Source organism: Streptomyces sp. NPDC001002, assembly GCF_053599215.1.
Genome location: NZ_JBSFLV010000054.1, coordinates 14,065 through 25,566, shown reverse-complemented (window position 1 = coordinate 25,566; position 11,502 = coordinate 14,065). Strand labels below are relative to the sequence as shown.

The window sequence follows — 11,502 nt, the reverse complement described above, 5'->3', positions numbered from 1 at the left end:
ACGCGTCGAAGGTGACGCGTCCCCCCCTCTCGTTCAGCGGCTCAGGGTCGTCTCCTGGCCCATGTGCGACAGCTTCTCCGGGTTGCGCACGGCGTACAGGCCGGTGACGAGGCCGTCGTCGATGCGGACCGCCAGCACGGTGTCGACCTCGCCGTCGAACCGGAAGACCAGCGCCGGGAAGCCGTTGACCTGTGCCAGGCCCAGCTGCGCGTCGGTGACCCGGCCGAGGCCGGCCGCCAGCATCCGGCCCACCTTGTCGGCGCCCGTCACGGGCTTCAGGACGGCCTGTTTGACGCCACCGCCGTCGCCGAGGAAGACGACGTCCGGGGCGAGGATGTCGAGCAGGCTCTGCAAGTCACCGGTGTCGACGGCCCGTTGGAAAGCCACGAGCGCATGACGTGTCTCGACCGCGGAGACGGCACCGCGCGGCCGGCGTGCGGCGACGTGCGTCCGGGCCCGGTGCGCGATCTGGCGGACCGCGGCCGGGGTCTTGTCGACCGCCTCGGCGATCTCGTCGTAGTCGAGGTCGAACACCTCGCGCAGCACGAACACCGCACGCTCGGTGGGCGCGAGGGTCTCCAGGACCAGCAGCATGGCCATGGAGACGCTGTCGGCCAGCTCCACGTCCTCGGCCACGTCCGGGGCGGTCAGCAGCGGCGCGGGCAGCCAGGAGCCGACGTAGGACTCCTTGCGGCGGGCGAGCGTGCGCAGCCGGCTCAGCGCCTGCCGGGTGGTGATCCGGACCAGGTACGCGCGCTGGTCGCGCACCGTGTCCAGGTCGACGCCGGACCACCGCATCCAGGTCTCCTGGAGGACGTCCTCGGCGTCGGCGGCCGAGCCGAGCATCTCGTAGGCGACCGTGAACAGCAGATTCCGGTGGGCGACGAACGCCTCGGTGGCCGTGTTCTGCGCGGTCTCGCTGTTCTCGCTCGTCACCGACTGCTCCCGCCTGCTCGTTCTCGACGATGTCACGCGCACAAGACGCCGGCCACCGCGGCGCTGTGACACCCCAGTGCGGTGGCGTACGTCACATGGCCGTCCTGTCACACGGCGCGGGGCGCCGGCATCTCTTGTGCATCCGACGCAGCGAAACGCGGCGCCGCACCCCGAGTGAGGACGAGATCATGGAAGCTCGATTCAACCTGTTCGAGAACGAGATCGCCGCCAAGTTCACCAAGCGGTTCGCCAACACGAGCCTGGTGATCGAGCAGTCGCCGTTGCCCAAGTCGACGCAGGAACTGGTGTCCTTGCGCGCCAGCCAGATCAACGGCTGCGGCTGGTGCATCGACTACCACACCAAGGAGATGGCGGCGGCCGGTGAGACCTCGGTCCGGCTGATGCTGGTGGCCGCGTGGCGCGAGTCCACCGTGTTCACCGAGGCCGAGCAGGCCGCGCTGGCCTTCGCCGAGGAGGGCACCAGGATGGCGGACGCGCAACTGGGCGTGTCCGACGAGACCTGGGACCAGGTGCGCAAGCACTACGACGACGACCAGATCGCCGCGCTGGTGTGCCTGGTCGCGCTGATCAACGCGGCCAACCGACTCGCCGTGATCGTGCACCAGAAGGGCGGTTCCTACGAGGTCGGCATGTTCAGTGCCTCGCGCTGAAGGAGCGGGGCGTACGCCGCCGTCGACCCGGTGTGCCGAGTCGACCGGCGGCGCCGCCCGCGGGGACCTCCTCGGTCAGCCGGTCGCGAGGGTGAACACGTGCAGGTCCGTGTTCTGCGGCAGTGTCACGCTCGCGATCGTCTTGCCGTCCGGTGCGGCGAAGGCCTTGGTGGCGAAGACGTACGTCGCCACCGGGTCCTTGTCCGCGCCGGCCACGTTGCGGTACGCGGCCTTGGCGACGACCACGTTGCCGTACTGGACGGTGCCGCCGCCTCCGCCGACGGTCCAGTCGGTGAAGGACAGGTCGACCGTGCCGGTGCTGCCGTCGGTGTAGGTGACCGTGGCACTGGTCCGCTGGTTTCCGTTGACCGCGCTGCCGACGAAGGACAACTTGGCAGCAGGGGTGTCGAGTTGGACGGTCTGTCCGGCCGCGTAGGCGTTGTCGGGACGGGCGGCGGGCGAGTTGGGCCAGGTGAAGGTCAGCCCGTCGACCGTGCCCTGTCCGCCCGCGGTGAGACCGGCCGCGGCGAGGGCCTGACGGGAGTAACTCCAGCCGCCCCCGTCGTAGTCGGCCTCGTCGTGCTCGCCCACGTCGTCCGAGACGCCGGTGTTGTTGTAGGCGGCGAGCAAGGTGCCGGGGGCGGCCACCGTGAGGGCGACCGGCTGCACGTAGGAGTCGTCGCCGGAGGTCACCGTCACCTTGGCCTCGAAGAAGCCCTGCTTGACGTCCTTCGCCGCGGACAGGGTGATCTTCTGCGAGCCGTCGGACACCGTGCCCTCGGCCGGGGACGCCGAAATCCCGTCCGGGGTCTCGACCTTGAAGCGCACCTCGGGTCCGGTGCCGCCGCTCACGGCCAGCGCGCGGATGTCGACCTCGGCGCTCTCGCCGGGTGCGATCGTCGCCGTGGTCGGACCGACGCCGATCTGGTACGGCTGCTCGCCGTCGCGGAAGGACGGCGGGGCCTGGGTGGTGCCCCAGTCGCGGTTCGGGGTGGAGGAGAGGGTGTAGTCGAGCCGGCCGCCGTCGCGCACGAAGGACGCCGGGAGCCAAGACCGGTCACTGGACCGGCCGTTGACCTTCAAGGACTGGATGTACGGCGCATCGGCCGCCGCACCCGTCGCGCGGATCGAGATGTCGTTGCCCTCCGGCCGGTCGATCTCGACGCGCGGGAACAGCGGTGAGGCCAGGACCAGTTCGGCACGTGAGGGCACCTGCGGGTACATGCCGAGCGCGGAGAAGACGTACCAGGACGACATCGCGCCGAGGTCGTCGTTGCCGGGGATGCCGTTGGTCTTGGTGGACCACAGCTGGGTCATCGCGGCGCGGACGGTCTCCTGCGTCTTGTAGGGCGCGCCCGCGTAGTCGTACAGGTAGGGCACGTTGATCGAGGGTTCGTTGTCCAGCTCGGACTTGGCGCCGCCGCTGCCGGTGAACGCCCAGCTGCCGTCGTCCTCGTGGAAGAAGGTGTCGAGGCGCTTGAGGGCCTCGTCCTTGCCGCCCATGGCCGCGAACAGCCCGGCCGGGTTGTGCTGGACCATCCAGGTGTACTGGGCCGCCGTGCCCTCGACGAAGCCGTTGCCGGTGGCCGGGGTGAAGCCGGTGACCCAACTGCCGTCCGCCTTGCGGTTGGCGATGTAGCCGCCGGTCGGGTCGGCCGCGATGTTGAAGTTGTTCTGCCACCACTGGGATCGCTTGGCGAAGGTGGCCGCCGTGTCCTTCTTCCCCGCCGCCGCGGCGAGTTGGGAGAGCGAGAAGTCGGCGGTGGACATCTCCAGCGTCTCGGCCGCGCCGCCCCAGGCGTTGGAGACCGAGGGCATGTAGTGCAGGTCCAAGTACTTGTCGAGGGACGGCCGTTGGCCCACCGAAAGCACTGGCTTGCCCGACGAGGACAGGTCCTGCGGGGTCGGTACGGTGGCCGCCTTGACGAGCGAGTTCAGTGCGCCGCGCAGGTCGAAGTCCGTGCCGCCGAAGGCGCGGATGCCGGCCAGGGCGGTCGGTGAGGGGTCGCCGTTCATGACGTGCGTGCCGCTCGCGCCGTGCAGCCAGCGGTCCCAGATCCCGCCGTTCTGCTGGGCGAGTTCGTACAGCGACTGCGCGATGTCCGAGCCGGTGCGCGGACTGAGCAGGGTGAGCAGCTGGACCTGGTCGCGGTAGACGTCCCAGCCGGAGAAGGTGCCGTACTGGGCCTCGTGGCCCCGGGAGACCCGGTGCACCTCGCCGTCGCTGCCGCGGTATCTGCGGTCGGCGTCGCTGATCACGTTCGGGTGGATGAGGGCGTGGTAGAGCGCGGTGTAGAAGGTCTTGCGCTCGTCGTCGGTGCCGCCGCCGACCCGGATCGCGTCGAGGCGGTCCCGCCAGGCGCGCTGGGCGGCCTTCTTCACCGCGTCGAAGGAGCGGCGCGACGGGTTCTCCTCGGCCAGGTTGGCGGTGGCGCCGGCCTGACTGACGTAGGAGATGCCGACCTTGGCGTTGACCGGCCCGTCGCCCGGCTCGAACTCGACGTAGCCGCCGGCGCCCTTGCCCGCGACCGGTCGGCCGCCGTTGGAGAAGCCGCCGGTGCCGCCGCTCGCCGAGGTGGAACCCGGCGTCAGCTTGTCGTCCTGCCAGGTACCGGTCGTCTTGAAGTCACGGTCGAACTTCGCCGTGAAGTAGAGGGTGTAGTAGGCCCGTTGGCCCTCGGGGTCCAGGTATCCGCAGAAGTCGCCGGAGGTGACCGACCCGGAGACCGTGCGCGTCTCCGGGTCGATGGTGACCGTCGAATCGGCCGAGCCCACCTCGGAGTTGGCGGTACGGATCAGCATCGAGGCGGGCTTGTCGGCCGGGTAGGTGAACTGCGCCGAGCCCGTGCGGGCCGTCGCCGTCAGATCGGCGGTGACACCGGAGGCGAGGCCGACCTTGTAGTGGCCGGGCTCGGCGGTCTCGTCGGCGTGGCTGAAGTCCGAGGCGTAGACGGCGTCCTTGGTGTCGCTCGCCGGGGAGGACGTGACCTCACCGGCGTACGGGAAGAACGGGATGTCGCCGCTGCCGCCCGCGCAGCCGGTGCCGGACATGTGGGTGAGGCTGAAACCGCGGATGCGGGTGGCGTCGTACTGGTAACCGCCCGGCGCTGCCGTACTGGTGGCGTTGCCTCTGGTGTTCTCCGGGCTCCAGGAGAGCATGCCGAAGGGCACCACGGCGCCGGGGAAGACGTTGCCGCCGTTCGTGGTGCCGATGAGCGGATCGACGTACGCGGTCGGGTCGTCGACGAGCTGGGGCGGCGCGGCTGTTGCCGCGAGGGCGGGGGTGGCGCCGCCGACCGCGAGAGCGGCGGCGAGCAGCAGGGACGTAGGACGGAAACGCATGACGCGGCCCCTCCTCCTTCGGACGGGTCGCGCACCACAGGTCGCACAAGCCGCAGGGACAGTAACGTGCGCCACCCGTACCACGGAAGAGCGCGTGGGAAGGTGACGGCCCACGCGGGAGCCACCCGTACGGACCACTTACGGCCACTTCCGCAACTGTCTTGACATCGTTGTCGGTTGGAGGAGTACAGTCATGTACAGACCACTCGACAACGTTGTCGCACTTGCAGCGTCGCCACAAGCCGCGCCACTTGCTCAGCCGTCTCCCGCTTGTCAGCCCTCTCCTCCAGTGCCCGGTCAGGTCGGGCACAGGGGGCTCTCACCCCGCCCGGTACCGCTCCCCCATTGGCACCGGTCGGCTCGCGGACCCCGGTGGTACACCGACCACCACCGGGGTCCGCCCAGAGCTGTTCCGACTCGCGCGCCTCAGCCGACCCGGCAGGGCAGAGCCGTCGCCGTGTCACCTCCGGTGCCGGAGACGACGTAGCCGAAGGTCGTGCTCTGTCCCGGACTCAACGAGCCGTTCCAGTCGGCGTTGTGGACCATCACGTCCTGGCCCGTGTAGGTGGGATTGCCGTTCCAGAGGCTCTCGACCTTCTGGCCGCCGGGCAGTGTCCAGTCGACCATCCAGCCCAGCATCGGGACGTTCCCGGTGTTGGTGACGGTCACCTCGGACTGGTAGCCGCCGTTCCAACTCCCGGTCGTACGGCGGGTGGCCGCGCATTCGCCGGGCACCGGGTCGGTCGGGTTGCCCGGATCGTGGATGCCGGTGACCTCGCCGTTGCCGCCGTCGAAGACGACGTCGGAGCAGGAGTAGAAGGTCTCCGCGCTGTCCGAGCGCTGCCACACCATGTAGACGATGTGCCGCCCCGACTTGTTCGCCGGAAGCTGCCCGGACCAGGAGTAGTTGGCCTCGACCGTGCCCGGGGTGCCGTTGAGCGGCGGGTGGTCGACGGTGAGGAAGGGCGTCGCCTCCATGTCGTTCCAGGTGAGCGTCTTGGTCGGGTCGAAGCCGTCCTTGGTGATGTAGACGTAGAACCAACCCGGGTGCGCGGCCCAGGCGTTGTAGGAGAAGTCGACGGTCGCGCCGGAGGTCAGATGCGTCAACGGCCAGTCGTTGCGCGGGAGATTGAAGCCGGTGAAGTTGGTGTTGCCGCCGCTGCACAGCTCACCGTCGGGCACGAAGCCGCGGGTGCGGCCGGCGCCGTCGGAGCGCAGCACCGAGAACCAGTTGTAGAACGGCGTTGTACCGCTGACCTGTTGGGCCGCCTTGCACGCCGGGTTGACCGGCTTGATCTCCCCGGTGTCCGTCAGGCCGTCCTGCCAGCACAGGAACGTACGGCTGGCGGGCTTCATGGGAGTTCCGTGCGCCTGCGCCGGACCGCCGGCCGCCATGACCAGGGCGAGGGCCGGGAGCGTGGCGAGGACGGAGACGAGGACGAGGAGGAGAGCTCGGGTGCGGGTGGAGAGGTTACGGACGGAGAGAGCGCGGAGGGAGAAGGCGCGGGCGGAGAGGGCTAATCGACGTGGCGCCGCGTCCGTTCTTGTCAGGATCATGCCAGTCGGTTTCCTTCGGGTACGGCCATGCGGATGCGTCCATACGGAGGGGTGGGGTGGATGGCGCCCCCTGGACGGCGGGTTCCGGTCCGCCGACATGGGAGCGCTCCCACCCCACCTATGGGGAAGCTAGCGCGAAGTGGGGCGACTGTAAACGCCGAGCGGTCCCGCCACAGTCGCCGCACAGACTTGACTCATTCTTGGCCAAGCGCGCTATGCGGTGAATGGCGTTCGGTCATGTTCACTTGTCGCGTCCGGGGGGTTGGTTCTTGACGCTTTCTGAGGCAAGTGAGCGTTGCAATGGAGGAACAGCTCATGAGAAGACAGATCCGCGGCCTGCTGGCCGCCTGCGCGGGAGCGCTGCTGCTCACCACGGGCATCACCGCGACCGGGGGTCAGCCCGCGCAGGCTTCTGACAACGGTGTCGGGCTCAAACCCCTGCTGGGATGGAGCAGTTGGAGCTTCGTCCGCCGCGATCCGACGGCGCAGACGATCGAGGCGCAGGCGAAGGCACTCAAGACCAGCGGCCTCGCGAAGAATGGTTTCGTCTACGCGAACATCGACGACTTCTGGTACCAGTGCCCGGGCAGCCAGGGGCCGGACGTCGACCAGTACGGCCGCTGGGTCACCGACCCCGTCAGGTTCCCGCCGCGCGGCGGTGAGAACGGCATCCAGGTCGTGGCCGACCATGTCCACTCCCTGGGGCTGAAGTTCGGCCTGTACGTCACTCCCGGCATCTCCCAGCAGGCGGTCGCCAAGAACACGGAGATCAAGGGAACGCCGTACCACGCGCGGGACATCGCGACCACGGCGACGGAGAGCAACTACAACTGCGGTGGCATGGTGGGCATCGACTACACCAAGCCCGGCGCGCAGACCTTCGTCGACTCGTGGGCCGGTCAGTTCGCCGGCTGGGGCATCGACTACCTCAAGATCGACGGTGTCGGCACGCCCGACCAACAGGACGTCCAGGCCTGGTCGGACGCCCTGCGGAAGACGGGGCGGCCGATCCACCTGGAGCTGTCCAACAACCTGGACATCAACAACGTGGCCACCTGGAAGAAGCTCTCCAACGGCTGGCGCACCGGCGGCGACATCGAGTGCTACTGCGGTCCGAACGGCAGCAGTTACCCCCTGACCACCTGGGCCTCCATCGCCTCGCGCTTCGACCAGGTCGCCGCGTGGGCCGGGCACGGCGGTCCCGGCGGATACAACGACTACGACTCCCTGGAGATCGGGAACGGCGCGAACAACGGCCTCACCCCCGACGAGCGCAAGACCCAGATGAGCCTGTGGTCGCTGGCCTCCTCCCCGCTCATCCTCGGCACCGACCTGACCGACCTCGACCCCGCCGACCTCAAGCTGCTGAAGAACACCGACGTCCTCGCGGTCGACCAGGACGGCATCGACGCCAAGCGCATCTCCTCGGACGCGAACTCGCAGGTGTTCGCGAAGACCGAGCCCAACGGCGATGCGATCGTCGGGCTGTTCAACACCGGGTCGGCGCCCCGGGAAGTCGCCACGACCGCGTCCGCGCTGGGTCTGGCCAAGGCGCGCGACTACTCCCTGCGGGATCTGTGGAGCAAGCGGCTGACCGAGTCCGCGGGTCGGATCGCCGCCAATGTGCCGCCGCACGGCGTGGTCCTGTACCGGGTCCACGGCAGCCACCGCACGGTGAGCGGCGCGGCTCCGGACGTCTCGTTCGGGCTCGACTGGGCGCCGGCGGCCAGCGACAGCACCACGCGTACGGTGACCGCGGTGCTGTCCGACAACGGGTCGCGGTCGATCACCGACGCCGCCCTGACCCTCACCGGGCCGTCCGGCGCGAAGATCACCACGCGTGACGTGACCCGGGCCCGGACGATCCGCGGCGGCCACGCGTTGAAGGCCACCTACTCGGTGTCCATCCCGCCCTCGTCGAAGCTCTTCGCCTCCAGCGACTTCCAGGGAAGCGCGAGTTACCGCTTCCGGTCGGACGGGACGACCCGGCTCACCGCCGGTGACACGATCACCGTCAACCACCAAGTGACGGCCCCCTACAAGACGTTCGCCTCCACCACGGCCAGTTTCAGCCAGTCCGGCACCCAACTCGGCATCCGAGCGCAGGGCGCGGACCTCTACAACGGCACCAACGAGTACGGCACGATCTATCTGCCCGGAGCCGAGCACGACGGTTCCGTGACCACGGTGAAGCTCGACTCGCAGTCGAACACGGACGTCTGGGCCAAGGCCGGGATCATGGTCCGCAACGACATCACCCAGTCCAACACCTCACCCGGCTATGTGGCCCTGGTCGCGACCCCGGGCAACGGCTATCTGCTCGACTGGGACAGCGACGGCGACGGAAAGCTCGACTCGCAGGACTCCACCGGCACCGCCACCTACCCGTCGTGGCTGAAGCTCGTCCGCACCGGCACCTCGTACAGCGGCTACTACTCGACCGACAACGCCACGTGGAACCTGGTGGGCACCATCGACGTCCCGACGGCCGCGGCCACGCAGGACGTCGGCCTCACCCAGACCTCGCACGCCTCCGGCACCACCGGCGAGGCCGACTTCGACGCCTTCACGACCACTCCCTAGCGGTCCGGGCCGGCAGTCCCGTACGGACTCCGCCGGCCCGGCCTTCGACGACGGCGTCCGCCCGGCGTACGGTGCTCTCCCGCACCGGCGCCGGGCGGACGTGCATCTCCGGCTCTGCGGGCGGGAGTCGGTCCGCCGGGAGGTCGATCGTGAACTCCGTGCGACCCGGCACGCTGGTCACGTCGATCCGGCCGCCGTGCGCCCCCACGATGGCCGCCGCGATGGCGAGTCCGAGCCCCGCGCCGCCCGCGGACCCGGATGCCCGGGCCCGTGACGAGTCGGCCCTGGTGAAGCGTTCGAAGGCCCGCGGCAGCAACTCGCCCGGAATCCCAGGCCCGTTGTCCCGTACGCGGATCACGCACCGCTCCCCCACGGCCTCCACCTCGGCCACCACCGCCGTGCCGACGGGCGTGTGCACACGGGCGTTGGCCAGCAGGTTGGCCACCACCTGGTGGAGCCGTGCCTCGTCGCCGACGACCAGGGCCGGGGTCTCCAGGGGCAGCGACAACTGCCAGTCGTGGCCGTCGCCCGCCGCGCGCGCGTCCCACACCGCTTCGGCGACGACGGCCGCGAGGTCGACCTCGGCCGCGTGCAGGGGCCGCCCCTCGTCGAGCCGGGCGAGCAGCAGCAGATCCTCGACCAGTCCGGTCATCCGTGCCGACTCCGCCGAGACCCGGCGCCAGGCCAGCACCGGCTCGATCCGGTCGGTGCCGCGGTTCATCAGCTCGGCATAACCCGCGATGGAGGCGAGCGGGGTACGCAGTTCATGGCTGGCGTCGGCCAGGAAGCGCCGCATGCGTTCCTCGCTGCGCCGCATCTCCTCCTCGCCGCGCTGCCGTTCGGCGAGCGAGGACTCGACGTGCTCGATCATCCGGTTGAGCGCGGCACCGACCTGTCCTGCCTCGCTGCCGGGGTCGGTGTCCCGGGCGGGGACACGGGTGAGGCCGGTGACCTCGCCGCGGTCCAGCGGGGCACGGGAGACCTCGACGGCGGTGGCGGCGACCCGGCCCAGGGGCCGCAGTTGACGTCGTATGACCACCGCGCAGACGACCCCCGCGGCGCCCAGCCCGACGACGGCGACGACCGACTCGACCACCATCAGTTTGGTGATCATGTCCTGTACGTCGTCCATCGGGAGTCCGGCCAGGACGCGGACGCCGTCGCTGTCCAGGACGGTGAGCCGGTAGGCGCCGAGTCCTGGCACGGTACGGGTGTGCTCGGCGCCGTCGGCCGTGAGGCCCGCGAGGGCGGCGCGCTGGTCGTCGTCGAGCGCCTGTGGGGCGGCGTCCTGGCTGACGACCGCCGCGGTGAGGACGGCGCCGTCGTCGTCGAGCCGGGCGGCGAGCATCCCGGCGGGGTGGCCGCTCTCGTGGAGGAAGCCGAGGTCGCGGTCGAGCTCGGGGTGGAGGGAGGCGCCGCCCAGGCTGCGGTCGGCGGCGTCGCTGACGCGCTGGTCCAAGTTGCCGAGGAGATAGGCGCGTTGGGCGTAGACGGTGGTGAGCGCCATCGTGGCGCACACGGCGACGAGGATCGCGCCGATGAACAGGAGCAGACGGGTCCGCAGCGAGCGTCCGCCGAGGAGAAGCAGACGGGTCCGCAGGGAGCGCCCGCGCGGTCGTACGGTCATCTCCCGTCCTCCACCGGCCTGATGGTGTATCCGGTGCCGCGCACGGTGTGGATCATCGGCGCGCGGCCCTTGTCGATCTTCCGGCGCAGGCTGGAGATGTAGACCTCGACGAGGTTGCCGCCGCCGTCGAAGGAACTGCTCCACACGTGGTCGAGGATCTGGGCCTTGCTCAGCACCTGACGCGGATGGTTCAGCAACAGGCTGAGCAGGTCGAACTCCTTGGCGGTGAGCGGGAGTTGCTGTCCCGCGCGGTGCACCTCGCGGGTCTCCTCGGTCAGCACGAGGTCGCCGAGGACGCGTACGGAGTCGTCGGCCGCGCCGCGCTCGGTGCCGGCCCGGCGCAGCAGTCCGCGCAGCCGCAGCACGACCTCCTCCAGGGAGAAGGGCTTGGTGACGTAGTCGTCGGCGCCGCTGTCGAGTCCGTCGAGGCGGTGCTCGACGGCGTCGCGGGCGGTGAGCATGAGCACCGGCAGCTTCGGGTTCTCGTACCGCAGGCGGCGCAGTACCTGGATGCCGTCGAGGTCGGGCAGCATCCCGTCCAGCACGACGGCGTGCGGGGCGCAGCCGCGGGCGATCCTGAGCGCGCTCTGTCCGTCACCGGCCGGATAGGGCCGCCAGCCCGCCTCGGTGACGGCCACGGACAGCACTTCGGTGAGCGCGGGTTCGTCGTCGACGATGAGAACGCGAACCCGTCCGCCGCGGGTACCGGAGATGCCAGCCATGTCCTGATCCTGTCCCGGTTGGCTGAGGGAATGCTGTGTTCCGACTGAGCCGCAGCCGTGCGAA

7 protein-coding genes are annotated in these 11,502 nt (G+C 70.0%); 2 read left to right on the top strand and 5 right to left on the bottom strand.

The genetic code is table 11. The annotated features are described in order from the left end of the window. Positions 1-33 precede the first annotated feature (33 nt). Positions 34-936 carry an RNA polymerase sigma-70 factor gene (locus ACWDR3_RS24280; RefSeq protein ID WP_450354639.1) on the bottom strand — a complete coding sequence of 301 codons (903 nt, stop codon included), beginning with the start codon at positions 934-936 and terminating at the stop codon, positions 34-36. Positions 937-1,124: 188 nt separating this feature from the next. Here ACWDR3_RS24280 and ACWDR3_RS24275 point away from each other — a divergent pair, with 188 nt between their 5' ends. Then, entirely contained in the window at positions 1,125-1,607 is a 483-nt protein-coding gene (locus ACWDR3_RS24275) for a carboxymuconolactone decarboxylase family protein (protein WP_401721739.1), read from the top strand. Positions 1,608-1,682: 75 nt separating this feature from the next. On the opposite strand, the gene ACWDR3_RS24270 is transcribed toward ACWDR3_RS24275, so the two are convergent. Further along, a complete protein-coding gene (locus ACWDR3_RS24270) occupies positions 1,683-4,949 on the bottom strand; it encodes a GH92 family glycosyl hydrolase (protein ID WP_450354638.1) in 3,267 nt (1,088 codons plus the stop codon). Positions 4,950-5,375: 426 nt separating this feature from the next. Next, the gene (locus ACWDR3_RS24265; RefSeq protein ID WP_450354637.1) at positions 5,376-6,506 is read right to left on the bottom strand and encodes a lytic polysaccharide monooxygenase; all 1,131 of its coding nucleotides are present in this window, start codon (positions 6,504-6,506) and stop codon (positions 5,376-5,378) included. 315 nt (positions 6,507-6,821) lie between these two features. Here ACWDR3_RS24265 and ACWDR3_RS24260 point away from each other — a divergent pair, with 315 nt between their 5' ends. Then, positions 6,822-9,089, top strand: a complete 2,268-nt coding sequence (locus ACWDR3_RS24260; RefSeq protein WP_450354636.1) for an NEW3 domain-containing protein — start codon at positions 6,822-6,824, stop codon at positions 9,087-9,089. Here the strand turns inward: ACWDR3_RS24260 and ACWDR3_RS24255 are convergent. Then, on the bottom strand, positions 9,073-10,716 hold the full coding sequence (locus tag ACWDR3_RS24255) for a sensor histidine kinase (RefSeq protein WP_450354635.1): 1,644 nt from the start codon (positions 10,714-10,716) through the stop codon (positions 9,073-9,075). The two genes, ACWDR3_RS24260 and ACWDR3_RS24255, sit on opposite strands and share 17 nt — an antisense overlap. Continuing rightward, positions 10,713-11,438 carry a response regulator transcription factor gene (locus ACWDR3_RS24250; RefSeq protein ID WP_450354634.1) on the bottom strand — a complete coding sequence of 242 codons (726 nt, stop codon included), beginning with the start codon at positions 11,436-11,438 and terminating at the stop codon, positions 10,713-10,715. Before ACWDR3_RS24250 ends, ACWDR3_RS24255 begins: the two co-directional genes overlap by 4 nt. Positions 11,439-11,502: the final 64 nt, after the last annotated feature.

What these genes read in the sequence shown, in the direction of transcription:
- ACWDR3_RS24275 (WP_401721739.1), top strand. Translation starts at nt 1,125, where the DNA reads ATGGAAGCTCGATTCAACCTGTTCGAGAACGAGATCGCCGCCAAGTTC.
- ACWDR3_RS24270 (WP_450354638.1), bottom strand. Translation starts at nt 4,949, where the DNA reads ATGCGTTTCCGTCCTACGTCCCTGCTGCTCGCCGCCGCTCTCGCGGTC.
- ACWDR3_RS24265 (WP_450354637.1), bottom strand. Translation starts at nt 6,506, where the DNA reads ATGATCCTGACAAGAACGGACGCGGCGCCACGTCGATTAGCCCTCTCC.
- ACWDR3_RS24260 (WP_450354636.1), top strand. Translation starts at nt 6,822, where the DNA reads ATGAGAAGACAGATCCGCGGCCTGCTGGCCGCCTGCGCGGGAGCGCTG.
- ACWDR3_RS24255 (WP_450354635.1), bottom strand. Translation starts at nt 10,716, where the DNA reads ATGACCGTACGACCGCGCGGGCGCTCCCTGCGGACCCGTCTGCTTCTC.
- ACWDR3_RS24250 (WP_450354634.1), bottom strand. Translation starts at nt 11,438, where the DNA reads ATGGCTGGCATCTCCGGTACCCGCGGCGGACGGGTTCGCGTTCTCATC.